This is a genomic window from Pseudomonas arsenicoxydans (assembly GCF_006438915.1).
Lineage (GTDB): Bacteria > Pseudomonadota > Gammaproteobacteria > Pseudomonadales > Pseudomonadaceae > Aquipseudomonas > Aquipseudomonas arsenicoxydans_A.
In genome coordinates this window covers 1-23,354 of record NZ_RCZE01000014.1, presented here as the reverse complement: position 1 = coordinate 23,354, position 23,354 = coordinate 1, and the positions used below count along the sequence as shown (strand labels likewise).

General features: G+C 59.9%; 24 protein-coding genes and 1 tRNA gene. 16 read left to right on the top strand and 9 right to left on the bottom strand.

The window, feature by feature from the left end; genetic code table 11:
- Positions 1–172: 172 nt before the first annotated feature.
- The 4 genes from EAH78_RS25625 to EAH78_RS25610 all read right to left on the bottom strand — a co-directional run bounded on the left by EAH78_RS25625 (position 173) and on the right by EAH78_RS25610 (position 2,097).
- Entirely contained in the window at positions 173–628 is a 456-nt protein-coding gene (locus EAH78_RS25625; protein WP_140670194.1) for a YeeE/YedE family protein, read from the bottom strand.
- A 2-nt stretch (positions 629–630) separates the two neighbouring features.
- Complete coding sequence (locus EAH78_RS25620) at positions 631–1,065, bottom strand: YeeE/YedE family protein (protein ID WP_140670192.1); 435 nt, start codon at positions 1,063–1,065, stop codon at positions 631–633.
- A 41-nt stretch (positions 1,066–1,106) separates the two neighbouring features.
- Positions 1,107–1,532, bottom strand: a complete 426-nt coding sequence (locus EAH78_RS25615) for a hypothetical protein (protein ID WP_140670190.1) — start codon at positions 1,530–1,532, stop codon at positions 1,107–1,109.
- A 477-nt stretch (positions 1,533–2,009) separates the two neighbouring features.
- Positions 2,010–2,097, bottom strand: a tRNA-Ser gene (locus EAH78_RS25610).
- 123 nt (positions 2,098–2,220) lie between these two features.
- On the opposite strand from EAH78_RS25610, the gene EAH78_RS25605 reads away from it, so the two are divergent.
- Complete coding sequence (locus EAH78_RS25605) at positions 2,221–2,892, top strand: Bax inhibitor-1/YccA family protein (protein ID WP_140670188.1); 672 nt, start codon at positions 2,221–2,223, stop codon at positions 2,890–2,892.
- 62 nt (positions 2,893–2,954) lie between these two features.
- On the opposite strand, the gene EAH78_RS25600 is transcribed toward EAH78_RS25605, so the two are convergent.
- Both EAH78_RS25600 and EAH78_RS25595 read right to left on the bottom strand, forming a co-directional pair.
- The gene (locus EAH78_RS25600) at positions 2,955–3,281 is read right to left on the bottom strand and encodes a YceK/YidQ family lipoprotein (protein WP_140670186.1); all 327 of its coding nucleotides are present in this window, start codon (positions 3,279–3,281) and stop codon (positions 2,955–2,957) included.
- A gap of 59 nt (positions 3,282–3,340) precedes the next feature.
- Positions 3,341–3,778, bottom strand: coding sequence for an Lrp/AsnC family transcriptional regulator (locus EAH78_RS25595; protein WP_059182827.1), 438 nt, complete (start codon positions 3,776–3,778; stop codon positions 3,341–3,343).
- A gap of 135 nt (positions 3,779–3,913) precedes the next feature.
- On the opposite strand from EAH78_RS25595, the gene EAH78_RS25590 reads away from it, so the two are divergent.
- Entirely contained in the window at positions 3,914–4,807 is an 894-nt protein-coding gene (locus tag EAH78_RS25590) for a DMT family transporter (RefSeq protein WP_140670184.1), read from the top strand.
- Positions 4,808–4,810: 3 nt separating this feature from the next.
- On the opposite strand, the gene EAH78_RS25585 is transcribed toward EAH78_RS25590, so the two are convergent.
- Together EAH78_RS25585 and EAH78_RS25580 are read right to left on the bottom strand one after the other, a co-directional pair.
- The gene (locus EAH78_RS25585) at positions 4,811–5,854 is read right to left on the bottom strand and encodes an FUSC family protein (protein ID WP_140670182.1); all 1,044 of its coding nucleotides are present in this window, start codon (positions 5,852–5,854) and stop codon (positions 4,811–4,813) included.
- Positions 5,855–5,892: 38 nt separating this feature from the next.
- Positions 5,893–7,518 carry an NADP-dependent glyceraldehyde-3-phosphate dehydrogenase gene (locus EAH78_RS25580; RefSeq protein WP_140670180.1) on the bottom strand — a complete coding sequence of 542 codons (1,626 nt, stop codon included), beginning with the start codon at positions 7,516–7,518 and terminating at the stop codon, positions 5,893–5,895.
- 267 nt (positions 7,519–7,785) lie between these two features.
- Here EAH78_RS25580 and EAH78_RS25575 point away from each other — a divergent pair, with 267 nt between their 5' ends.
- From EAH78_RS25575 to EAH78_RS25565, 3 genes are all read left to right on the top strand, one after another.
- Positions 7,786–8,169 carry a c-type cytochrome gene (locus tag EAH78_RS25575; protein ID WP_140670178.1) on the top strand — a complete coding sequence of 128 codons (384 nt, stop codon included), beginning with the start codon at positions 7,786–7,788 and terminating at the stop codon, positions 8,167–8,169.
- A gap of 19 nt (positions 8,170–8,188) precedes the next feature.
- Positions 8,189–9,583: a D-arabinono-1,4-lactone oxidase gene (locus tag EAH78_RS25570; protein WP_140670176.1), complete on the top strand. Its 1,395-nt coding sequence runs from the start codon at positions 8,189–8,191 to the stop codon at positions 9,581–9,583.
- 74 nt (positions 9,584–9,657) lie between these two features.
- A complete protein-coding gene (locus EAH78_RS25565) occupies positions 9,658–10,866 on the top strand; it encodes a DSD1 family PLP-dependent enzyme (RefSeq protein ID WP_170219173.1) in 1,209 nt (402 codons plus the stop codon).
- 122 nt (positions 10,867–10,988) lie between these two features.
- On the opposite strand, the gene EAH78_RS25560 is transcribed toward EAH78_RS25565, so the two are convergent.
- Positions 10,989–11,933 (bottom strand): SphA family protein, encoded by a 945-nt coding sequence (locus EAH78_RS25560; protein ID WP_140670171.1) that lies wholly within the window; start codon positions 11,931–11,933, stop codon positions 10,989–10,991.
- Between the two features lie 208 nt (positions 11,934–12,141).
- Here EAH78_RS25560 and EAH78_RS25555 point away from each other — a divergent pair, with 208 nt between their 5' ends.
- The 11 genes from EAH78_RS25555 (at position 12,142) to EAH78_RS25500 (ending at position 22,990) form a co-directional block, all read left to right on the top strand.
- Complete coding sequence (locus EAH78_RS25555) at positions 12,142–13,182, top strand: AraC family transcriptional regulator (protein ID WP_140670169.1); 1,041 nt, start codon at positions 12,142–12,144, stop codon at positions 13,180–13,182.
- Between the two features lie 158 nt (positions 13,183–13,340).
- Complete coding sequence (locus tag EAH78_RS25550; RefSeq protein WP_140670168.1) at positions 13,341–14,228, top strand: Dyp-type peroxidase; 888 nt, start codon at positions 13,341–13,343, stop codon at positions 14,226–14,228.
- 16 nt (positions 14,229–14,244) lie between these two features.
- Positions 14,245–15,213 (top strand): Gfo/Idh/MocA family protein, encoded by a 969-nt coding sequence (locus EAH78_RS25545; protein WP_140670167.1) that lies wholly within the window; start codon positions 14,245–14,247, stop codon positions 15,211–15,213.
- Positions 15,214–15,502: 289 nt separating this feature from the next.
- Positions 15,503–16,255 (top strand): GntR family transcriptional regulator, encoded by a 753-nt coding sequence (locus tag EAH78_RS25540; protein WP_140670165.1) that lies wholly within the window; start codon positions 15,503–15,505, stop codon positions 16,253–16,255.
- Positions 16,252–17,982 carry a fumarate reductase/succinate dehydrogenase flavoprotein subunit gene (locus EAH78_RS25535; protein WP_140670163.1) on the top strand — a complete coding sequence of 577 codons (1,731 nt, stop codon included), beginning with the start codon at positions 16,252–16,254 and terminating at the stop codon, positions 17,980–17,982. Before EAH78_RS25540 ends, EAH78_RS25535 begins: the two co-directional genes overlap by 4 nt.
- 25 nt (positions 17,983–18,007) lie before the next feature.
- Positions 18,008–18,253, top strand: a complete 246-nt coding sequence (locus EAH78_RS25530; RefSeq protein ID WP_007946457.1) for a 4Fe-4S dicluster domain-containing protein — start codon at positions 18,008–18,010, stop codon at positions 18,251–18,253.
- Positions 18,254–18,553: 300 nt separating this feature from the next.
- On the top strand, positions 18,554–19,972 hold the full coding sequence (locus EAH78_RS25525; protein ID WP_170219170.1) for an ABC transporter substrate-binding protein: 1,419 nt from the start codon (positions 18,554–18,556) through the stop codon (positions 19,970–19,972).
- Between the two features lie 138 nt (positions 19,973–20,110).
- Positions 20,111–20,893 (top strand): ABC transporter permease, encoded by a 783-nt coding sequence (locus EAH78_RS25515; protein WP_140670161.1) that lies wholly within the window; start codon positions 20,111–20,113, stop codon positions 20,891–20,893.
- Positions 20,893–21,741, top strand: a complete 849-nt coding sequence (locus tag EAH78_RS25510; RefSeq protein ID WP_140670159.1) for an ABC transporter ATP-binding protein — start codon at positions 20,893–20,895, stop codon at positions 21,739–21,741. Before EAH78_RS25515 ends, EAH78_RS25510 begins: the two co-directional genes overlap by 1 nt.
- Positions 21,738–22,700 carry a HEAT repeat domain-containing protein gene (locus EAH78_RS25505; RefSeq protein ID WP_140670157.1) on the top strand — a complete coding sequence of 321 codons (963 nt, stop codon included), beginning with the start codon at positions 21,738–21,740 and terminating at the stop codon, positions 22,698–22,700. The genes EAH78_RS25510 and EAH78_RS25505 overlap by 4 nt, the downstream gene beginning before the upstream one ends.
- The gene (locus EAH78_RS25500) at positions 22,697–22,990 is read left to right on the top strand and encodes a DUF971 domain-containing protein (protein WP_140670155.1); all 294 of its coding nucleotides are present in this window, start codon (positions 22,697–22,699) and stop codon (positions 22,988–22,990) included. Before EAH78_RS25505 ends, EAH78_RS25500 begins: the two co-directional genes overlap by 4 nt.
- Positions 22,991–23,354: the final 364 nt, after the last annotated feature.

Here is a 23,354-nt window from a genome sequence, read left to right as displayed (position 1 = left end):
CTCCTGAGCGGCGCTGAAAGTGCGCAGGGGAGAAGGTAGGGGAGGAAACTTAGCGGGGACTGAGGAGGGGAAACTGACGAGTAAAATGTGTTGATTGATGGCCAGGCAATGAAGCGGTGAATTCGTAGCCGGTGATGCCAGTTCGGCGAACAGGGTCGGCTGCCAGATAACATCAACTGGCTTTCTTCTCGGAAATTGGACCCGGTGAGTCTGGGCGTTTTTGTCGCTCAAGCCTTTCGAACAGCCCCATGCCAGCCAGCATGGCCATGACAAACACGGCGCCCTTGAGAATGCCTGAGCCCATCAGTACCAATGCGGGGCCAGGACAAATCCCCGCCAATCCCCAACCGGTCCCAAACAGCATGCTCCCGATGACCAGACGCTGATCGATGTGTCGAGCGGTGGGCAGATTAATCGGCAGGCCCAGCAGTGATCGCGTTCGCGTTCTTGATACCTGAAAGCTCACGGCTGCCACGGCAATGGCGCCCACCATGACGAAGGCTAGAGAGGGATCCCAAGCCCCGGCCACATCCAGGAATCCGAGCACTTTTGCGGGGTTGGTCATGCCCGAAACCAGCAAGCCAAGACCGAATATGAGCCCCGCCATCCAGGCGAAGAAAAGAGCCATGGTCAGTTCACTCCCAGGAGGTGGCGAATAACAAAAACGGTGATAAACCCGACACTCATGAACACCCCTGTTGCTACCGCCGAGCGAGGTGACAAACGCGACAGACCGCAGACGCCATGTCCGCTGGTGCAGCCAGACCCATAGCGTGTGCCGACGCCGACTAATATCCCGGCGCCAATCAACAGCGGATAACCCGCATCGATCTGCAGTTCGGGCAGTGGCGCGATCAGTCGGTAAAGCAGCGGAGCCATGATCAGCCCCAACACAAATGCCATTCGCCAGCTGACATCACCGGCCAACGGGCGCAGCAACCCCCCGACGATGCCGCTGATACCGGCGATGCGCCCGTTGAACAGTATCAACAGCGCCGCGCCAGTGCCGATCAAGAGACCGCCCAGCAATGCGCTCAGTGGTGTGAAGTGACTCATATTGATCATGACGATCTCCTCGTAGCCTTTGGTACGGGACCTGGCAATCGTCACTCCTTCATGGGCATGTCCATCATTGACGACTGCTGATCCATCATTTTCATCATCATGCCCATCATTCCTTTACCCATGCCATCCTTGGAGTCAGACATCCCCATTTTGGAGCCCATATTCATACACCCCGCAGCATCATGCTGCTGACTCATCATGGCCATGCTTTCCTTCATCGTCTTCATGCTCTCCTGCATGGCTGCGTGTCGCTCGTCCGGGGTTTTCGCGGCAGCGGCTTTGTCGTGGGCAGCCTGCATTTTTTGCATTTGCTCGCTCATCGCTTTGGACATTGAGGACTCGGACGGTGTGCTGGCAGCCATTGCGCCCGCAGGTGCATCGGCAGGGTGATGCTCATCTTCTGCATTTGCCGTGAAGATGCTGCTGACTAAAATAGCGGCGAGAACCCATTTCGATTGTGTTTGCATGATGAACTCCAGGTACTCAGAAATGAGTAGGAAGTAGTAAACCGCGCCAAATCGACGCAATGAAACAGAACGGCCACGGTGTGACCGCCCTGAGGGACGCCTCAGTAGGAGGGAGGGTGATTGTCTGGGCGGGGTCAGGCAGTAACCCGAGAATGAGTTGCAGCAGATCGCGGTAGTGATGACGGAACCCGTACATGACTTGCTCCACGGGCGTGTAAGTCCCCAGTCGTTCAAGCGTAAACATCTGGTCAAGCGCAGTGTTGACTTTAATCAAGCAAGTTGGCTTTAGGTGCGCTTGTGCGGGCTCAGACCCTCTCCCTGAGCGGTAGCCCAGAATTGAGGCCAGGGCGCTCTACGATGAAAACACCTATTTGAATGCCTTGAGGAAGCGCTATTGGCTGAAGTATGGGTTGCAGGATTTTATCAAAAGCCAGAAACGACAAAGCCCTGAATAATCAGGGCTTTGTCGTATAAAGATGGCGGAGGCGATGGGATTCGAACTCATGGACCTGTTACAGTCGACGGTTTTCAAGACCGTTGCCTTAAACCACTCGGCCACACCTCCGTTTGCGTTGCGGGCGCCATAATACCTGAATGAAACACACTGTCAAACTCTCTGCGTAGCTTGTTACAGAGCGTCTGTTATGATCTTTGCGACTGAACGTTTCAAACCAACAGGAGTGTCGCCATGCGCGAACAGGATTACGCAGTTAATAACAGCGTGCAGGCTGAGCAGCTAGAGGTTAGCCGCGTCCTGCGCAACACTTATGGCTTACTCGCTCTCACCCTCGCATTCAGCGGCGTGATGGCGTTTGTCGCTCAGCAGATACGCGTCGGATACCCGAACGTGTTCGTGGTGCTGATCGGCTTTTATGGCCTTTTCTTCCTTACCAATAAACTCCGTGATTCGGCCTGGGGCCTGGTGTCTGCTTTTGCCCTGACCGGTTTCATGGGTTTCCTGCTCGGCCCGATCCTCAACCGTTACCTGGGGATGCAGGGCGGTGCTGAAGTGGTCAGTTCGGCGTTCGCGATGACGGCGCTGGTGTTTGGTGGTCTGTCGGCTTATGTGCTGATTACCCGCAAGGACATGAGCTTCCTGGGTGGCTTCATCACCGCAGGCTTCTTCGTGCTGCTAGGTGCGACGCTGGCGAGCTTCTTCTTCCAGATCAGCGGCCTGCAACTGGCGATCAGCGCAGGTTTCGTGCTGTTTTCCTCGGTCTGCATTCTGTTCCAGACCAGCGCCATCATTCATGGCGGCGAGCGCAACTACATCATGGCAACCATCAGCCTGTATGTATCGATCTACAACCTGTTCATCAGCTTGTTGCAGCTGTTTGGCATCATGAGCCGCGATGATTGATCGAAGGCCTTAAGTAAAAAACCCGCTTCGGCGGGTTTTTTATTGACTGAAATTCAAGTCATTCAGTTGATGGCAATGCTGCCGTCGGCGTGTTGGCGGTAAATGGTGTAGGGGAGCAACAAGGTGTCGAGCGCGCCGGACATGACCGCATCGATCAGCACCCAACCAGGCTCGGCAGTGTAGGTTTGCGCATCCAGGCCGTTCTTCAGGGGGGCGTTCAGGCTGCAGAAATCGTAGGTCACGCCGCTGTAAATTCGCGGAACTGCACCGCAATAGCTTTTCTGCTCGTTGAGGCTTTTGGCCGTCACTTTGTCGCCGCGCACCACCGTTTGAATCGTGCCACAGCCCGCCAGCAACAGCACCGCCAGCAGCATTGCCTGAGTTTTCATAGACCGCCAATCCTTCGCCGGAAAACCCTCAATCTACGCCAGTGTCGTACAAACATCACTCATGCCATCGGCGGCAACCGGCGTTTGACCGGAGTCTTCTTGACGATTGCTGTGTTCGTTTCGGCGTGGGTATTGAGGCGGTCGAGCAGGGTGTCCAGTTGTTCCATCGAGCGCACATGCAGGCGCGCAATGAAGCAGTCGTCGCCCGTGACTTTGTCGCACTCGGTGAATTCGGGAATGGCCTGGATCTGCCGCTCAACTTCCTGCAACTGACCCGGCAACGGACGAATTCGCACGATGGCCTGGAGTTGATAGCCAAAGCACTTCGGGTCGATCTCCACGGTGTAGCCCTTGAGCACGCCGCGTTCTTCGAGGCGGCGCAAACGCTCGGCGACACTTGGCGAGGACAAGCCGCTCAGGTGTGCCAGCGCCTTGAGCGAGCGCCGTGAGTCTTCCATCAAGGCGCTGATCAGCACTTGGTCGATGTCGTCGGTCATGGCGAAACCCCTGTAAGGCAATAAATAGAAAACGCCTTGATAAAAAAGGCAGAAACCGAGTTTAGCCTGCTTATTGCGCTGGAGAAGCTCCCGGTTGGATTGGCATACTTTGCGCTCAAACACAGGAGTCTGAAGATGGACACATCAATACGTCGCGGCTCATTCGAGATGAGCGCCGCCATGCTGATCTCCGGAACCATCGGCTGGTTCGTGCTGGTGTCGGGGCAACCGGTGCTGGACGTGGTGTTCTGGCGCTGCCTGTTCGGGGCCGGCACCTTGTTGCTGATTTGCGCGGCGTTCGGCTTCCTCCGTCCCGGCATTCTGACCCGTACCACCTTCCTGCTGGCGGTGCTCAGCGGCGTGGCGATTGTCGGCAACTGGGTGCTGTTGTTCGCGTCCTATTCACGCGCCTCGATTGCCATTGGCACGGCGGTCTACAACGTGCAGCCGTTCATGCTGGTGGGGCTGGCCGCCTTATTCCTCAACGAAAAGATCACCCTGCAGAAACTGTTCTGGCTGGGCATTTCCTTTCTCGGGATGCTGGCGATTGTCAGCGCGCATGGCGGGCAGGGCGAGAGCGGTAATGATTACCTGATGGGGATCGGGCTGGCGCTGGGTGCAGCCTTCCTTTACGCAATTGCCGCGCTGATCATCAAGCGCCTGACCGGTACGCCGCCGCATCTGATCGCGTTGGTCCAAGTCTGCACCGGGGTGCTGTTGCTCGCACCGTTCGCGCACTTTTCGGCGCTGCCGCAGGCACCGAGTGCCTGGGTCAGCCTGATCACGCTGGGCATCGTCCACACCGGTGTGATGTATGTGTTGTTGTATGGCGCGATTCAGAAACTGCCGACGGCACTGACCGGGGCGTTGTCGTTCATCTACCCGATTGCGGCGATTTTTGTTGACTGGTTTGCCTTCGGCCATCGCCTGGAACCGCTGCAATGGCTCGGCGTCGCGGCAATTCTGCTGGCCGCCGCGGGTATGCAACAGGGTTGGGGCTTCAAATCGCGCAAGCTGGCGGCACAGTAAGTGTCAGATGTTCCAGCGCGGCGCGGTCCTGGCCAGTCGCTGGCGCATCTCGCTGATGTTGGCGGCGAACTGTCGGGTCAGCAGCCGATAACCGTCGAGCGGGCTGTAGACCGGCGCTTCGAGACTTGAAGCGGGCGGCAGGTCGACGGGCCGGCTCAGCCGTTGCGACGCACCGGTTTTCAGCGCCCGCGCCATCCCGATCAGTTGCACGCGGATTAGCCGATGTTCCGCCGTCATCGCCGATTGCAGCTGAGCCATGGCATTCCTATCGCTGGCGTCCGGGCGAGTGTTAGCGAGGATTTCCAGGGTGCTGACGCACATGCGCAAATTGCGCTGAATGGCATCCAGTTCGGTCATGGAGATTTTCACTTCCTTTGACACCGACGGCATCAGCGAGCGCAATTGCACCATCACCGAATTCAGGCGCCCCATGAGTTTGAGGTGATCGTCATCGCTGACCGGCTGGCCATTGATGATGCGCCCATAGATCGTCGCGCAATCGCGTAGCGCATCGGCCAGGTTGTAGCGCCAGGAAAACACCGCGTACAGCGGCAACGCGAAGGAAAACGCCAGCGCCAGCGCAATGCCGATCAAAATATCCACCCCGCGCCACAGGCCATCCGTGACCGGGTTGTCGCCATGCCCCGCGACGATAAACACGGTGATGGCCGCCAGCAGCGCGGTGTAACCACCCTTGCCAATGGCGTGATACGAGAAAAACCCGCACACCACCGACATGGCGAAATAGGTCAGCCACGGCATGCCGAGCCAGGCCTGTTGCGCGACCAGCAGCAGACCGACGCCAGCCCCGATCAACGTACCAATGGCCCGCTCGGTGGCTTTTTTGCCGATGTTGCCGTGGTGTTGCAAGCCACCAATCACCACCAACATGGTCACCGACGCCCATTCCCCGTGCGGTAAATGGATGCCGGTGGTCAGCAGGATCGTCGCCAGCAACCCAAGCGAAACCCGCACCGCGTGGATCAGTCTGGCGTGGCGATAGCGCCGGTACGGGTCCAGTAACGGACGCAGCAGTCGGCGCAGCAGTGGCAGTCGATGGCTGAAGGTACTCAGGCTCGGTGTCCTCAGAAAATGTAATCGGTGGTCAGGAAGCTCGAACTGCGTCCACTGATGATCTCGCTGATAAGGTCCTTGTTGGATTCCTGGAATTTGGTGGCGACCAACGTACGGATCGAAAACACCCGCAACGCATCATGCACCGACAACGTGCCCTCGGCCGAGTTCTTGCGGCCGTTGAACGGGAAGGTGTCCGGACCGCGCTGGCATTGGGCGTTGAGGTTGATGCGCCCGACCTGATTGGCGAATGTGTCCACCAGCCGGCCGACCGCCACCGGGTTGGTGCCGAAAATACTCAACTGCTGGCCGAAGTCCGATTCCAGAACGTAGTCGATCACCGTGTCCAGATGGCGATACGGCACGATCGGGATGACCGGTCCGAACTGTTCTTCCTGATAAACGCGCATCTGCGTGGTCACTGGATACAGTACCGCCGGGTAGAAGAACGAGGCTCGGGCCACGCCGCCGTTGGGGTTGACCACCTTGGCGCCTTTGCTTTCGGCATCGGCCACCAGCGAATGCAGGTAATCGACCTTGCCCGACTCCGGCAGCGGGGTCAGTGCCACGCCGCTGTCCCACGGCATGCCGGGTTTGAGGCTGGCGAGTTTGGCATTGAATTTCTCGATGAACGCTTCGACCACGTCTTCATGCACGAAGAGAATTTTCAATGCGGTGCAGCGCTGGCCGTTGAACGACAGCGAGCCGGTCACCGCTTCGCTCACCGCGTTGTCCAAGTCCACCTCGGGCAAGACGATGCCGGGGTTTTTCGCATCAAGGCCCAGCGCCGCACGCAAACGGTGAGGTTTTGGGTGCAGTTTTTTCAGGTCGCTGGCGGCTTTGTTGGTGCCGATAAACGCGAAGATGTCGATCTTGCCGCTGGCCATCAGCGCGCTGACGGTCTCGCGGCCGCTGCCGTAGATCACGTTGATCACCCCGGCCGGGAAGCTGTCGCGGAACGCTTCCAGCAGCGGACGAATCAACAGCACGCCGAGTTTGGCCGGCTTGAACACCACGGTGTTGCCCATGATCAGCGCCGGAATCAGCGTGGTGAAGGTTTCGTTCAACGGGTAGTTGTAGGGGCCCATGCACAGGGCAACGCCGAGCGGAACGCGACGAATCTGGCCGAGAGTGTCCTGTTCCAGCTCGAAGCGGCTGGAGCGACGGTCGAGTTCCTTCAAGGCATTGATGGTGTCGACGATGTAATCGCAGGTGCGGTCGAACTCTTTCTCCGAGTCCTTGAGGTTTTTGCCGATCTCCCACATCAGTAACTTGACCACCGCCTCACGCTGTTGACGCATGCGACCGAGAAAGGCTTCGACGTGCTGGATGCGCTCGGCCACGCGCATGGTCGGCCACAAGCCCTGACCACGGTCATAAGCACGGACGGCGGCGTCCAGCGCGGTCAGTGCAGTGTCAGCGTCCAGCAGCGGCGTGCTGCCGAGGATCACTTGCTCGTCGCCATTTGCGCCGGTCAGGTACACCGGGCTGCGGACTTGGGCGAGCGGCCCGTCCCAGGTTTTCAATTCGCCATCGACCAGGTACTCGCGCTGCTCGGTCTGGCCGTCGAGGCGGTACTTTTCCGGGATGTCGGCGAGGCTCGGAAACAGGTTGTCGAGAATGTTGGCTGTGGTCATGTCGCGTCCCCCTCTGGATTGGGTCATGCACTGATGAATCGTTTTAGCAGACCTCGGCCTCGCTTGTCATGACTCATCTCAGGGTTTTGTACCGGTGGGTGATGGCGCGGGGATTTCACGGTGCATCGGTCATGGCCTCAGAAGCCCCCCTTGTTGGCCCCCAATGCCCTCAACCCGCCCGCGCCGGGTGCCTTAGTGTTGGGTTCTCCTTGATCACAACAATAAACGGTGCACCCGGCTGACCGGGCACCCCAAGAGAGGAACGCCATGCGGGCACGCCGATTCAGTGAAAAGCCTAGCCTCTGTTTTGCCCTGGTGGGATTCACGGTGTTGCTTGCGGGGTGTGGCGAGGAGCCGAAAACCCCAGCGACGCGCACTGACGCGGCCACTGCCAGGCCCGCCGATACCGAGCTGGCGCAGGTCTACGACAACAGTTGCAAGCTCTGCCACGCCAACCCGGCCGCCGGGGCGCCACTGACTGGTGACACCAAAGCCTGGGAACCCCGGGTCATGCAAGGCGCCGACACGCTGCTCGATCACGCGATCAACGGCTACAACGGCATGCCGCCGATGGGCCAGTGCGTGCAGTGTTCAGAGGAACAGTTCCTGGCGCTGATCAGCTTCATGTCCGGCCAGCACATCCCACAATAAGAACGACAGGGTGCGATTCATGACGATGGACTTAACACGGCGTCAGTTGTTGCAACGGGTGAGTGTCATTGGCGCCTTTACTGCGCTCGGCTCCACACCGGCGCTGGCCGAACTGCTGCGCGCGCCACGGCTGATCCCCTGGCGTAACTGGTCGGGAGGCCAGAGTTGCCTGCCAGCAGATCGGTTGGCGCCGAAGAATCTGGATGAACTGACGCAAGTAGTGCGCCAGGCCCCAGGCAAGATTCGCCCGGTGGGTTCGGCGCATTCCTTCAGCGCGCTGGTGCCCACTGACGGCACGTTGCTGTCGCTGAGCTATTTCACCGGGTTGCTCGATCACGACGCGAAAACCCTGCAAGCCGAGTTCGCCGCCGGCACGCCGATGTCGCGCATGGGCACACCGCTCAAGGACATCGGCCAGGCCCTGCAAAACATGGCCGATATCGATTACCAGACCCTCGCCGGCGCGATCTCCACGTCGACCCACGGCACCGGCAAGAACTTCCAGTCCTATTCCGCCCACGTCTGCGGCCTGCAATTGGTCACCGCCACGGGCGAGGTGCTGGACTGCGACAGCACACGACATCCTGAGGTGTTCAGCGCGGCGCGGGTGTCCCTCGGCGCGCTTGGGGTGGCGACGAAAATCCGCCTGCAAAACCGCCCGGCGTATCGCTTGAGAGAACGCCAGTGGATCGCCAAGACCGAAGAGTTGCTGGAAGACCTCGACAAGAACACCCGGGAAAACCAGCACTGGGAAATGCTCGTGGTGACCCATTCCGACTACGCCTTGTCGATCGCCCTCAACGAAACCACCGACCCGGCGACACCGCCGATTCCGGCAGACGAGGAGGGCGGTAATGAATTCGTCACCTTGATCGAGAAAATCGACAAGTACGGCAGCGACTTCCCGGACCTGCGCCGCACCTTGCTCAACAACCTGCGCCACCTCGCCAGTTTTGATGACCGGGTGGGTGACTCGTTCGACATCTACGCCAACGTGCGCACGGTGCGCTTCAACGAAATGGAATATTCGGTGCCGGCTGAACATGGCCCGGCGTGCCTGCGCGAAATCCTCAAGCTGATTCAGGACAAGGACCTGCGCACCTGGTTTCCGATTGAGTACCGCTACGTCAAGGCCGACGACATTCCCCTTAGCATGTTTGAAGGCCGGGACAGTTGCTCGATCTCGGTCCACCAGCATTATCAGATGGACCATCACAATTTCTTCGCCGCCGTCGAGCCGATTTTCTGGAAGTACAACGGCCGGCCGCATTGGGGCAAGTTGCACACGCTCAACGCGAAAAACCTGCAACCGCTTTACCCGCGCTGGCAGGAATTTATCCAGATCCGGCAGGCGCTCGACCCCAGTGGCAAGTTTCTCAATGCACACTTGTCGTCGATTCTGGGGGTGAACTGATGGCGGTCAATCGACGCAATTTTCTGATGGGAACCGCCGGTGTCGGCGTGTTGTTGGCGGGTGTTGGCGCCTGGTTGCGGCCCGGTGATCGAGGCGCGCCGTACAGCGATTATTTCCATACGCTGAACAGCGAACTCAAGGAACACGGGCCGATGCGGCCGGTGATGTTGATCGATCTTGACCGGCTGGATCACAACATCGATGTGGTGATGTTGTCGGTCAAACGCGGCGGCAAGCACCTGCGCCTGGTAGAGAAATCACTGCCGGCGCCGGGGCTGCTGACCTACATCGCCAAGCGCGCGGGTACACAGCGCTTGATGTCGTTTCATCAGCCGTTTCTGAATCATGATGCGCTGCTGTTTCCCGAGTCAGACATTCTGTTGGGCAAGCCGCTGCCGGTGCGTTCGGCCGAGTTGTTTTATCAGTCGCATAAAGGGCCGTTCGATCCGTCGAAGCAATTGCAATGGCTGCTCGATACGCCTGAACGAGTTCAGCAATACCTGGCGCTGGCACAGGGATTGGGTACGCGATTGCGCGTGAATATCGAGCTGGATGTCGGGCTGCATCGCGGTGGTGTCAGCGATGCGGCTGTGCTTGGGCCGATGCTGGCGCTGATCAGCAAAAATCCTCAACACCTGGAGTTCTCCGGGTTCATGGGCTACGACCCGTTCGTGGGTATGGGCGTGCCGGGGATACTGGGCTCGCCCGAAGACCTGTTCGCCAAGGTGATGGTGATTTACAACCGCTGCGTCGACTTCACGCGTCAGCAATATCCCGGACTGTGGCATGAAGGGCTGACCCTCAACACCGCTGGCAGCCCGAGTTATCGCATGCATGAGCATGAACAGCTCAGCAGTGAAGTCTCGGTGGGGACGGCGATGCTCAAGCCGACGCACTATGATTTGCCGTCGCTGGTGGAACATGTGCCGGCGGCTTACATCGCTACCCCGGTGTTGAAGAGCACGGGTGCGGTGAACATTCCGGCGCTGGATGACAAGTCCCGGCTGTTTTCGTGGTGGGACACCAATCAACGCGAGACGTTTTTCATCTATGGCGGTAACTGGATGGCGGAGTTCGAATCGCCGCCGGGGTTGCAGAGTAACGGGGTGTATGGCCGCAGCTCGAATCAGGAAATGGTCAATGGCTCGGCGGCGGTGGGGCTGGGAGTAGAAGACCAGGTGTTTTTGCGGCCTACGCAGACGGAGTCGGTGTTGTTGCAGTTTGGGGATTTGCTGGCGGTTCGAGGGGGGAGGATTGTTGATACCTGGCCGGTGTATTCCTGAAGGATTTTTGGTGCTCGTTCTGGCGCCTTCGCGAGCAAGCCCGCTCCCACATTTAACCGCATTCCCCTGAAAGGACTCGGTCAAATGTGGGAGCGGGCTTGCTCGCGAAGGCGTCAGTTCAGTCAAAACGCATACGGAATACTGACCTTGGCCCACAGCATTTCCCCCTCAGGCCGGTTCTCCACATCAAACTCCTTGGCCCAGCGAATCTCCGCACTGGCGTATTTAAGAAAGGTCCAGTGCAACGCCGGACCAATAGCAAACACCTGACCGCGCACCCCGTCGTTCACGTCCTGGCCATTGAATTGCACGGTGTGGCCGTACTGTTTGTCGTCGGTGGTTTGCTTGAGGTAGTAGCCGTTCAACCCGAACATCAGGTTGTCGGTGATTTTGTAGCTGGCCGAATAGTCGAAGTGGAAAATCTGCCCCGACTCGTAATCGGTGTCTTTGTTTTTGCCGTTGAAGCTGTAGGTCGTCTTCACCGACATCTCGGTGTTTTCCGTCGGTAGCCAGGTGAAGGAGAACAGCGGTTTGTAGGTGTAGAAGTTGTTGCTGGTGTTGGCCAGGCGATCGACGCTGTATTCGCCGGTGGGCACGGTGATTTCCAGCGCGGCGCCCAGCGTAAGGGTCGGGCCCATGTCCCACAGAATGATCGGCGCGACGGTGGTATCGCCCATGCCTTCGCGGGTGTCGTGCAAGCCGAATACCGAGACTTCCTGCTTGAGCCAGGGCTGCGCGATGTAGCCCGCCAACCGCCCACCAAACACCCGCACCGGGCTGAGGTAATCCAGGCGTGGAATCACGGCCGTGGATTCGATATCGACATCCGGCACCTTGCCGCCGAGCGAACTGATGTTCAGCTCGGTGGAGGTGTAGTGGTTGTAGTAGAGGTTGAACGCCAGCATGTTGTCCGGAAGGCTGTCGGGCGACAGCGGCAACATGAAAAAACCGTCGGTGCCGGGGCCGATGTTGTCCACGCCAGCCTCGGTGGCCAGTGCCGGTTGAAGGGCGCAGGCGCCGGCCAGACTGATGACCAATAGGGGAAATCTCGTGCGGGTCGGGATCATGGATGTACTCATTATTATTGTTAGCGGGCTTTCCAGCGTCCATACGAGGGCCGCCACATAGAAATAAGCTGTCTGCGCCGTGCAAGGCAGGGTATTGGCGGCCATTTAGGGGGACTTCTGCGGACAGCCTTTGAACCCTGTGCTAACTTCCGTCGACATAACCGGTAACAAAAATAAGAATGCAGTTCGCCCCGGAATGTATAGCCACATGCAAATGAAAGTGATTGATCCCACCTTTGAACTGGCGCTGGTGTCGCCATTCCTCCTGCAAACACTGGCCGAAGTCGCAGAGCAAAAAGGCATCGACCCTGACAGCCTGTGCCGAGGGCTGGGCTTTACCTTTGAAGACCTTCAGGACCCGGCGCAACGGATTTCCTATCGCCAAGCCGTGGCGATGATTCAGCGCGCGCTCAAAGCCTTGCCCAATCAGGGGCTGGGCTTGTGGGTCGGGGCGCAGAATGTGCTCGGCACGCTGGGGTTGCTGGGGCATGTGTTGTCGCTGTGCAAGACCCTGCGCGATGCCTTTGAACTGGGCATTCGGCATCAGCACACCTCCGGCGGGATTGTGGTTTCGAGCGCGGAGGAGGCGGGTGATCGGGTGTTTGTCGACGCCGAATGCCGCTTGCCGTTCGCCGATGTGCAGCTGTTTGCGATCGAAGAGTTTTTCGCCAGTCTGCTGGTGTATGGCCGGGCACTGGTCGGGGCGGATTTCAAGCCGATGGCGGTGGAGTTCATGCACGCTGCGCCGGACTATCTCAGCGAGTATTCGCGCGTGCTGGGGCCGGACGTGCGCTTCGGATGCTTGCAAAACCGCATGGTGATCGCGGCGCATTGGCTGGATGTTCACTTGCCCAATCACCACTCTCTGGCCTTGCGTCAGGCGGTGAAATTGCTGGAGCTGGAAGCCGCACAAGTGCATCAGAAAATGGACTTGATCCAGGCCGTGGAACGGGCGATTGCCCGGGACCTGACCGAGGGCAGCCACATCGAGAAAATCGCCGGCGACCTGAACATGAGCAGCCGCACCTTGCGCCGCCGCCTCACCGAACACGCGCTGACATTCGAAACCCTGCTGGAACAAGTGCGCCAGGCCCGTACCATGAGCCTGCTGGCCAACCCGGACATGTCCATCGAACGCATCACCGAAGAAGTCGGCTACAGCGATGTGCGCAGCTTCCGCCGCGCCTTCAAACGCTGGACCGGCATGAGCCCCAGCGCGTTCCGCCACGAAACCCCGAGCGAGGTTTAATTTATTTTGGGCGAGTGGGCTTCTGTGGCGAGGGGGCAAGCCCCCTCGCCACAGAGTTCTCTAACCGCAAAGCCCTGTCACCACAGGTTCATAGCCTCTGAAGCCACACAAACCCTCATCCTCCGGTTAAACTCCGTGCTCTATTTCAAGGAGTTCATATGAGCTATTACCAGCCGGGCATTCTCGCCACCCCTGTTCCGCCTCAAGCCCGTCATATGTTCTTCGCCCTCGAATCCGCCGAAGCCTTGCCGGTCGCGCTCGATAACTTGATGCAACTGGTGGACGGGAAATCGGCTGTCGTCGGTTTTGGCGAGTCGCTGGTCAAGGCGTTGCACGCACAGGTCAATGGCCTGCGTGCCTTTCCGGCATTGACCGGGGTTGGCGTCGATAACCCGTCGACGCAACACGCACTGTGGTGCTGGTTGCACGGCGTTGATCGCGGTGAGTTGCTCAACCGCAGCCAGGCCATCGAAGCCGCGCTGGCGCCGGCCCTGCGCATGGTGCAGATGAACGAAACCTTCCGCCACATGACCGGCCACGACCTGACCGGCTACGAAGACGGCACCGAAAACCCCCACGACGACGCCGCTGTCGCCGCCGCATTGTTGAGCGAAGGCGCGGACGGCCTGGTCGGTGGCAGCTTTGCCGCGATCCAGCAGTGGCAGCATGACCTCAAGGGCTTCCACGCGATGCCGTCCCATGAGAAGGACAACATCATGGGCCGTCGTTTGAGCGACAACGAAGAACTCGACGACGCGCCAGTCTCGGCCCACGTCAAACGCACCGCCCAGGAAAGCTTCGCCCCCGAGGCATTCGTAGTCCGTCGCTCGATGCCATGGATCGAAGGTGATCGCGCCGGTCTGATGTTCCTCGCGTTCGGTTTTTCCCTCGACGCTTTCGAAGCGCAACTGCGGCGTATGAGTGGCCTGGAAGACGGCATCACTGACGGTTTGTACCGCATCAGTCGCCCGATCACCGGCGGCTACTATTGGTGCCCGCCGCTCAAGGACGGTCGCCTGGACCTGCGCGCCTTGCGCATCGGCTAACCAGCAGGAGTTGGACATGGACGTGGTGCGGTGGGGCATGATCGGTTGTGGCAGCGTTACCGAGCGCAAGAGCGGGCCAGCCTTTTACAAGGTACCCGGTTCGGCGTTGGTGGCGGTGATGGGGCGGCGTCTGGAGGCGGTGACGGATTACGCCACGCGCCATGGCATCGCCCGGGTCTACACCGACGCGCAAGCACTGATCAACGATCCCGAGGTGGACGCGGTGTACATCGCCACGCCGCCCGACAGTCACCACGCCTACAGCTTGATGGTGGCCGCCGCCGGCAAACATTGCTGCGTTGAAAAACCGATGTCGCTGAATGCCGGGCAAAGCCGCGAGATGCAACAGGTCTTTGCCGACGCCGGATTGCACCTGTTCGTTTCCTACTACCGACGCTCGCTGCCGCGCTTCCAGCAAGTGCGCCAGTGGCTGGAAGCGGGGCGGATCGGCGAGGTCCGGCACCTGACCTGGACCCTCACCAAAGCCCCATCGCCCGTCGATCTGGGCGGCGCGCATAACTGGCGCACGGACCCGGGCATTGCCGGCGGCGGCTACTTCGCTGACCTTGCCAGCCACGGGTTGGACCTGTTCCAGTACCTGCTCGGCGACATCACCGAAGTCGCAGGTTTCACCGCGCGACAGGCCGGGCTGTATGCTGCCGAAGATGCGGTCAGTGCCACTTGGCGCTTTGCTTCGGGGGCGACGGGCATGGGCTGCTGGAACTTCGTGGCGGATCGCCGCGAGGATCGGGTCGAGGTGATTGGCAGCCAGGGGCGGATCAGCTTTTCGGTGTTCGACGAGCACCCGGTGCAGCTTCAAGCGGATGAACAGCTCAGCCTGCACATCGACCATCACGAGCACATCCAGTGGCATCACGTGCTGGGCATGAACGCGCACATTCGGGGCCAAGCGCAGCACCCGGCAGTGGCAGCGCAAGCCTTGAAAACCGACTGGGTGATGGACCAGATCCTCAAGCGCCACTGAGTTTCTCAGCTCATCGAGTCTACTTTTGTGGCGAGGGAGCTTGCTCCCGCTGGGTCGCGAAGCGGCCCCAAAATCTGCAACCCCATTCCACCAGACTCACTGCTTGCACGGGTTTTGCGACTGCTGCGCAGCCGAGCGGGAGCAAGCTCCCTCGCCACAAAGCTGTCGCAGCCTTTCGGAAATGTGCGCATCCTCACTCAGCTCTAACCTTATGCTCAAACAGTATTTCTCAACTCCCGTACCCTCTCTCTAAGATCACGTCATAACTCGTTATAACAAGTGATCCTCCATGACTGATAACGTTCTATCCCTCAGTAGCGTCCCGCTACACACCCAACTGCGGGACGTATTGCGCGCCCGCATCCTCGACGGTGAATACCCGCAAGACAGCCAGATGCCTTCCGAAAGCGAACTCGGCGCGCTGTTCAAAGTCAGCCGCATCACCGTGCGCCAGGCGCTGGGCGATCTGCAAAAAGAAGGGCTAATCTTCAAGATTCACGGCAAAGGCACCTTCGTCGCCAAACCGAAAACCTTCCAGAACGTCAGCACCCTGCAAGGCCTGGCCGAGTCCATGACCGGTCGCGGCTACGAGGTGATCAACCGCCTTCGCAGCTTCAAATTCATCGCCGCCGACAAACTTGTCGCCGAACGCTTGCAGGTCGTCGAAGGTGAAACCGTGGCCCAGATCAAACGGGTGCGGCTGATCAATCGCGAGCCGATCTCGCTGGAAATCACCTACCTGCCCAAAGCCATCGGCGAACGGCTGGAGAAGGCTGATCTGGTGACCCGCGACATCTTCCTGATCCTCGAAAACGACTGCGGCATCGCCCTCGGCCACGCCGACCTGGCCATCGACGCGGTACTGGCCGACAGCGACCTGACCCAGGCACTTAACGTCGAACCGGGCTCGCCGATCATGCGCATCGAGCGCCTGACCCACGACGCCAGCGGTCAGCCGGTGGACTTCGAACACCTTTACTACCGTGGCGATGCCTTCCAGTACCGCCTGCGGATTGACCGGCAAAAAGGGGCGCAGGCATGAGCCGAAACACTATTGAGCAGGAATACGACATCGTCGTGATCGGCGGTGGCACGGCAGGGCCGATGGCGGCGATCAAAGCCAAGGAACGCAACCGCGATCTGCGTGTGTTGCTGATCGACAAGGCCAACGTCAAGCGCAGCGGCGCGATCAGCATGGGCATGGACGGCCTGAACAACGCGATCATCCCCGGCCACTCGACGCCGGAGCAGTACACCAAGGAAATCACCATCGCCAATGACGGCATCGTCAATCAGGCCGCGGTATACGCCTACGCCACCCACAGCTTCGAAACCCTCTCACAACTGGACCGCTGGGGCGTGAAGTTCGAGAAGGACGAAACAGGCGACTACGCGGTGAAAAAGGTCCATCACATGGGCGCGTATGTGTTGCCGATGCCGGAAGGCCACGACATCAAAAAGGTTTTGTATCGCCAGTTGAAACGGGCGCGGGTCAGCATCACCAATCGACTGGTGTGCACCCGTTTGCTGACCGATGAAGAGGGCGCGGTCAACGGCGTGATGGGCTTCGATTGCCGCACCGCCGACTTCCATGTGATCAAGGCCAAAGCAGTAATCCTCTGCTGCGGCGCCGCCGGGCGCCTGGGTTTACCGTCTTCGGGCTACCTGATGGGCACCTACGAAAACCCGACCAATGCCGGCGACGGTTACGCCATGGCGTATCACGCCGGGGCCGAACTGGCGAACCTGGAATGCTTCCAGATCAACCCGCTGATCAAGGATTACAACGGCCCGGCCTGCGCCTACGTCACCGGACCCTTGGGCGGCTACACCGCCAACAACAAGGGCGAACGCTTCATCGAGTGCGACTACTGGAGCGGCCAGATGATGTGGGAGTTCCACCAGGAACTCGAAAGCGGCAACGGCCCGGTGTTCCTAAAACTCGATCACCTGGCCGAGGAAACCATCCAGAACATCGAAGAGATTCTGCACAGCAACGAGCGCCCGAGTCGCGGCCAGTTCCACGCCAATCGCGGCACCGACTACCGCACGCAGATGGTCGAGATGCACATTTCCGAGATCGGCTTTTGCAGCGGGCATTCGGCGTCGGGAGTGTGGGTCAACGAGCGGGCGGAAACCTCGGTCAAGGGCTTGTATTCGGCCGGTGACATGGCGGCGGTGCCGCACAACTACATGCTCGGCGCGTTTACTTATGGCTGGTTTGCCGGCACCAACGCGGCGGATTTCGTGGCCGGGCGCGAGTTCTCGGCGGTCGATGCCGAACAGATTGAAACGGAAAAACAGAGGGTCTACGCGCCACTGGATCGCGAACATGGCCTACCGCCCGCGCAAGTCGAGTACAAGCTGCGGCGTTTTGTGAACGACTACCTGCAACCGCCGAAAGTGACCAAGAAGATGCAGATCGGCCTGCAACGTTTCAGCGATATCCAGCGCGACCTCGATCAGATCAAGGCCCATAACGCCCACGAACTGATGCGCGCCATGGAAGTCAGCATGATCCGCGACTGCGCCGAAATGGCCGCCCGTGCCTCGCTGTTCCGCGCCGAAAGTCGCTGGGGCCTTTACCACTATCGGGTCGATCACCCGCAACGCAATGACAGCGACTGGTTCTGCCATTGCCACCTGAAGAAGGGCGACGACGGCCAGATGACCAGTTTCAAGAAAGCCGTCGAGCCTTACATCATCCCGCTCGATGCCGAAGAAATGCAGGCCTACGACCGGCTTCGGGTCGGTGCCTTTGCCGCCTGAGCTTCACTAAAAGAGAGACCGCCCGATGGCCTATCAACCCCAGGAAATCTTCTTCCGCTCCAACGCGCCGGTCACGGTCGACGAGGATCTTTGCATTGCCCACAAAGGCTGCACCGTGTGCGTCGACGTCTGCCCGATGGACCTGCTGGCCATCAACCCGGCCACGCAAAAAGCCTACATGGCGTTCGACGAATGTTGGTACTGCATGCCCTGTGAAAAGGACTGCCCGACCGGGGCGGTGAAAGTTGAAATCCCTTATTTGCTCCGTTGAAATGCAATCAAGTGTGGGAGCGGGCTTGCTCGCGAAGAGGCCGGCACAGCTTGCATCTCCATTGACAGAGAGGACGCCTTCGCGAGCAAGCCCGCTCCCACAATGGATCGAAGCCAACCGCAAATTTTGTGTACACCAGGCAACCTGTGGGAGCCGGGCTTGCCCGCGATGAGGCCGCCACAGACAACATCAAGCCATCCGGCAACACCGGACGCCCGCTTCAAACCACCCCTCGTTTCCCACCACGCCCTGATCGTGGCGGAGACGAACATCCAACAAATGATTCGAGGGGATACACCCATGTCTTTGCCAACATTGCTGCGTGCAGCATTCGCCGGTCTGGTACTGGCCTCATTCACCCTGTCGGCCAGCGCCGAAACCATCCGCATTGCCATCGGCACCCAGGACACCACCATCAATTGCGCTGCCGGCGGATTGCTGATTCGTGAGCTCGGCCTGCTCGACAAATACCTGCCCCACGACGGCCAATACAAAGACGCGAAATATGAAGTGGAGTGGAAAAACTTCACCAGCGGCGCACCGCTGACCAATGAAATGGTCGCCGGCAAACTCGACTTCGGCGCCATGGCCGATTTCCCCGGTGCGTTCAACGGCGTGGCGTTCGAAACCGCCGGCAAGCACAGCCTGTTCATCAGCGTGCTCTCGGGCAGCACCAAGGGCAGCGGCAACGGCATCGTTGTGCCGAGCGCTTCGGGCGTGCAGTCGTTGGCAGAGTTGAAGGGCAAGACCATTTCCGTACCGTTCGCTTCGACCGCCCATGGCATGTTGCTGCGCGCCGTGGCCGCTCAGGGTTGGGACCCGCTCAAAGATGTGAGCATCATCGCCCAGCCGCCAGAAGTCGCAGGCTCGGCGTTGCAGGCCGGGAAGATCGACGCCCACGCCGACTTCGTGCCGTTCGCCGAACTGTTCCCTAGCCGCGGTTTCGCCCGCAAGATTTACGACGGTGCCCAGGCCGGCGCGCCGACCTTCCACGGGGTGTTGGTGGATCAGGCGTACGCGAAGAAGTACCCGGAAATCGTCGTCGCCTATCTGCGGGCGAGCATCGAGGCCAATCAATTGCTCGCGTCTGAACCAGAGAAATACAGCGAGTTGATCGCCAACGTCACCGGGGTCGACGCTGAGGTCAATTACCTGTTCCACGGCCCGCTGGGTGTGCAAACCCGCGACCTGAGCTGGAAACCTGAATACCGCCAGGCCGTCGGCACCGCGATCGATACGCTCAAGTTGTTAAAGAAGGCTGATCGTGGTCTCGATCTGAATACCTTTATCGACGATCAATACATCCGTGCCGCGTTCAAGGCATCGAATCTGGATTACACCGCACAACTGGCCAACTACGGGCAAACGCCGTTGAAGGCGGTGGATGCGTCGAGTGGCCAGGCGATCACCGATTTCAGCCATGTCGCGGAAATCTGGGTGCGTGGCGAACCGAAAGTCCGGCAGTACGCCTCGGCGCAAGCGGCCTTCACCGCGTTGGCCGGTTTGAAGTCGGAAGGCAAAAACATCCGCGCGGTGTACGCGCAGGCCAGCGACAGCGGGATCAAGTTGCTGGCGGATCAGGCGTGGTTTGCCAGTGATGCAAAAGGACAGCTCAGCGCATTCCTGCTCAAAGGCCAGGCTCAACAATTCGCCACGGCCCAGGGCGGCAAAGTCTTCGACTTTAGCGAAGCCACCACCCAGGCCATCGCCGCCCGCTAACCCCAAGCACACCGCGATCAAATGTGGGAGCGGGCTTGCTCGCGAAGGCGGAGTGTCAGTCGACATCAATATCGCCTGACCCACCGCATTCGCGAGCAAGCCCGCTCCCACAAGGGTTCAGGGTTGAGAGGAAGAATTGTGTACGGATCATATTTACGCTGGATCCCCCGAGCCGCTTCGCTGCTGCTCTGCCTGCTGTTCTGGCAACTCGCCGCCAGTGGTCACTGGAACCTCGGCCTGGTCACCTTCGCCAACGTCCCGACCCCGTTGGCCGTCATCCAGGCCGCATTGGGCCTCGGCGATTCCGGCAAACTCGCCCAGCACCTGAGCAGCAGCCTCAGCCGGGTCTTCGCCGGTTACCTCGCGGCACTGATCATTGGCATCGCCCTGGGCCTGGCCGTCGGCCGCTCGAAATGGGCTGAAGACGTGCTGCTGCCACCACTGGAAGTCCTGCGCCCAATCCCCGCCGTTGCCTGGATTCCGCTGGCGATCCTGATGTTCCCGTCTTCGGAACTGTCGATGGTCTTCATCACCTTCACCGGCGCGCTGTTCCCGATTCTGCTCAACACCGTGCACGGCGTTGAAGGCGTCGACCCTCGCCTGATCGCCTCGGCCAAAAGCCTCGGGGCAGGGCGCCGGGCGATTCTGCTGGAAGTGATCCTGCCTGGGGCCGCGCCCAGCATCATCACCGGCCTCGCCATCGGCATGGGCACCTCGTGGTTCTGCCTGGTGACGGCTGAAATGATCTCCGGCCAGTACGGCATCGGCTATTACACCTGGGAGTCGTACACCATTCAGAACTACGCCGACATCGTAGTCGGCATGTTGCTGATCGGTGTGCTCGGGATGGGCAGCAGCTTGCTGATCAAATGCCTTGGCGGACTGTTCACGCCATGGCACCGACCACGGGGAAAAGCCTGATGAGTGTCATGCAAATCCCGGAAGGGCGGATCGATATTCGCCAGTTGTCCATTGTCCTAGGTGAAGGGCCACACGCCTTCGAAGCCGTGCAAGGTCTGGATTGCCAGATTGAGGCGGGGCAGTTCGTGTGCATTCTCGGGCCGTCCGGTTGCGGCAAATCGACCTTGCTCGGTGCGCTGGCGGGGCACCTGCAACCGCGTTCTGGCCACCTTAAAGTCGATGGTGCGCAGGTCTCGGGCCCGTCACCGCAGCGTGGCATGGTGTTCCAGCACCACACGCTGTTTCCGTGGCGAACCGTGCGCGACAACATTGCTTTCGGCTTGAAGATGCGCGGCATCGGCAAGGCTGAACGCCACACAGCCGCCGATGAAATCCTTGCCCTGGTGGGCCTCGAAGGTTTTGCCGAGCGTTGGCCGGATCAGCTCTCCGGTGGCATGCAGCAACGGGTGGAAATCGCCCGGGTGCTGATAAACCGCCCGCGCCTGTTGCTGATGGACGAACCCTTCGGTGCTCTCGACGCACTGACCCGGTTGAACATGCAGGAACTGTTGCTGGACATCTGGACGCGGATTCGCACCACCGTGGTGTTTGTCACCCATGACATCGACGAAGCGTTGTTCCTCGCCGATCGCCTGCTGGTGATGAGCTCGCGCCCCGGCCGGATCATCGAAGATTTGCGCCTCGACTTCCCCAGGCCACGCACCACCGAGCTGGTGACGAGCCATGAGTTTTCCCGTTTGAAGCGCCATTGCCTCGAATTACTGCGTCACGAAGACGGTCGGCAGCTTCCGCGCCTGAACCCTCTCGGACTGCCCCCTGAAAACAAACTGCCGCGATTTGCCCTATGACCTTTCTATTCGATGTAACCGATAACGACGACATCCTCGCCCTGCAACCGCGCCTGACCGATGACGATCCCGGCGTGCGCCGTATCGCGTTGATCGAACTGGCCGACCTTGAAGAACCGGACGGCTTGCTGTGGCTGGTCAATCGACTGGCTGAAGATCCGACCGAAGAAATCCGCGCCGAAGCCGCACGTTTGCTCGAAGCCTGGGAGGAGGAAGCCGTGGTGGAAGCGCTGTGCCAGGCGCTGACCGATCCATCGTTGGCCGTACAAGCGGCGGCCGCGCAAAGCCTCAGTTTGCTCAAAAGCGAAGCCGCGGGCCGGGTGATTCTGCCGTGGACCGGGCATGCCGAGGCCAGTGTGCGCATTGCCGCGTTCAGGGCGTTGCGTGAGTTGCGCTTTCCGGATGCTGCCTCGGCCGCTTCAGCCGCGTTGAACGATGCAGACGCCAGCGTTCGTCGCGAGGCGGTGGGCGTACTCGGCTGGCTCAAACAGCTCGACGCGTTGACGGCGTTGGCGAGATTGGCCAGCACCGACCCGGACACGGAAGTCCGCCGTGCCGCCACTGGCGCCCTGGGTCTGGCCTCCGATGCTCAAGTGCTACCGGCGTTGCGCCAGGCTTTGCGAGACGGCGCCTGGCAAGTGCGCGAAGAAGCCGCGACCACATTGGGCAAAGTCGGCCACATGGATGCCGGCCCCGCACTGGTTGAAGCCTTGAGCGACGATTACTGGCAAGTCCGCCTGCGCGCCACCCGCAGCCTTGGGCGTTTACGCTTCGCCCCGGCACTTGAAGCGCTGATTGAAACCCTCGGCCACCGCATCAGCAACCTGCGCAAGGAAGCCGCGCTGGCCCTCGGCGAATTGAACGATAAAGGCGCGATTGCCCCCTTGCAGGCCGCGCAAGACGACGGCGACCCGGAAGTGCGCAAAGCCGTGCGCATTGCCTTGAGTCAGCTGCAATGAACCCGGTGGCGGTGGGTAATTCTCAGGGTAAGCAGCAACTGCGATTGAACTGGTCGGATGGGCGTGAGCAATTTCTCGATCACGCAGAACTGCGGCGTCAGTGCCCGTGTTCACAATGTCGGGCATTTCGGCTGCAAGGGCTGACGGTAAAGGTTGATCCGCGCATCCGTGTGGTCGAATTGAATGCCCAGGGCTACGGCGTGCAACTGATCTTCAGCGACGGCCACGAACGCGGCATCTACCCGTGGGCGTATCTGGCACAACTCACTCCCGTTAACACTGAAACCTAAATGTGGGAGCGGCTTGCTCGCGAATGCGGCGGGTCAGTCAACATTGATGTTGAATGTTAAACCGCATTCGCGAGCAAGCCCGCTTGTGTCTTGCGCAGGAATTAGACTGGTGATGAGAGCGGTGAGTGGCAAGCTGAATGCCCGGAGTGCTTAAAAGCACGTGTGGGAGCTCACGCTGCCATTCACCCCTCCACTCTGGTTATTGAGCCCGAACAGTTGAACGAGCCTACCTCGAACAGTTACAAGCGTGGTGCCCAGCCAGAGCGCTCTCACCTTTGAGTGTAAGAGGGTTTGGCTATGTTTTCCTGCGCAGGCATCGACGTTTCTAAAGACAACCTTGAAATCCGGATCAATCCGCAAGACG

Excerpts from the sequence above, each read along its gene's own strand:
- EAH78_RS25625 (WP_140670194.1), bottom strand. The coding sequence starts at position 628 with ATGGCTCTTTTCTTCGCCTGGATGGCGGGGCTCATATTCGGTCTTGGC.
- EAH78_RS25620 (WP_140670192.1), bottom strand. The coding sequence starts at position 1,065 with ATGATCAATATGAGTCACTTCACACCACTGAGCGCATTGCTGGGCGGT.
- EAH78_RS25615 (WP_140670190.1), bottom strand. The coding sequence starts at position 1,532 with ATGCAAACACAATCGAAATGGGTTCTCGCCGCTATTTTAGTCAGCAGC.
- EAH78_RS25605 (WP_140670188.1), top strand. The coding sequence starts at position 2,221 with ATGCGCGAACAGGATTACGCAGTTAATAACAGCGTGCAGGCTGAGCAG.
- EAH78_RS25600 (WP_140670186.1), bottom strand. The coding sequence starts at position 3,281 with ATGAAAACTCAGGCAATGCTGCTGGCGGTGCTGTTGCTGGCGGGCTGT.
- EAH78_RS25595 (WP_059182827.1), bottom strand. The coding sequence starts at position 3,778 with ATGACCGACGACATCGACCAAGTGCTGATCAGCGCCTTGATGGAAGAC.
- EAH78_RS25590 (WP_140670184.1), top strand. The coding sequence starts at position 3,914 with ATGGACACATCAATACGTCGCGGCTCATTCGAGATGAGCGCCGCCATG.
- EAH78_RS25580 (WP_140670180.1), bottom strand. The coding sequence starts at position 7,518 with ATGACCACAGCCAACATTCTCGACAACCTGTTTCCGAGCCTCGCCGAC.
- EAH78_RS25575 (WP_140670178.1), top strand. The coding sequence starts at position 7,786 with ATGCGGGCACGCCGATTCAGTGAAAAGCCTAGCCTCTGTTTTGCCCTG.
- EAH78_RS25570 (WP_140670176.1), top strand. The coding sequence starts at position 8,189 with ATGACGATGGACTTAACACGGCGTCAGTTGTTGCAACGGGTGAGTGTC.
- EAH78_RS25560 (WP_140670171.1), bottom strand. The coding sequence starts at position 11,933 with ATGATCCCGACCCGCACGAGATTTCCCCTATTGGTCATCAGTCTGGCC.
- EAH78_RS25555 (WP_140670169.1), top strand. The coding sequence starts at position 12,142 with ATGCAAATGAAAGTGATTGATCCCACCTTTGAACTGGCGCTGGTGTCG.
- EAH78_RS25550 (WP_140670168.1), top strand. The coding sequence starts at position 13,341 with ATGAGCTATTACCAGCCGGGCATTCTCGCCACCCCTGTTCCGCCTCAA.
- EAH78_RS25545 (WP_140670167.1), top strand. The coding sequence starts at position 14,245 with ATGGACGTGGTGCGGTGGGGCATGATCGGTTGTGGCAGCGTTACCGAG.
- EAH78_RS25540 (WP_140670165.1), top strand. The coding sequence starts at position 15,503 with ATGACTGATAACGTTCTATCCCTCAGTAGCGTCCCGCTACACACCCAA.
- EAH78_RS25535 (WP_140670163.1), top strand. The coding sequence starts at position 16,252 with ATGAGCCGAAACACTATTGAGCAGGAATACGACATCGTCGTGATCGGC.
- EAH78_RS25530 (WP_007946457.1), top strand. The coding sequence starts at position 18,008 with ATGGCCTATCAACCCCAGGAAATCTTCTTCCGCTCCAACGCGCCGGTC.
- EAH78_RS25525 (WP_170219170.1), top strand. The coding sequence starts at position 18,554 with ATGTCTTTGCCAACATTGCTGCGTGCAGCATTCGCCGGTCTGGTACTG.
- EAH78_RS25510 (WP_140670159.1), top strand. The coding sequence starts at position 20,893 with ATGAGTGTCATGCAAATCCCGGAAGGGCGGATCGATATTCGCCAGTTG.
- EAH78_RS25505 (WP_140670157.1), top strand. The coding sequence starts at position 21,738 with ATGACCTTTCTATTCGATGTAACCGATAACGACGACATCCTCGCCCTG.
- EAH78_RS25500 (WP_140670155.1), top strand. The coding sequence starts at position 22,697 with ATGAACCCGGTGGCGGTGGGTAATTCTCAGGGTAAGCAGCAACTGCGA.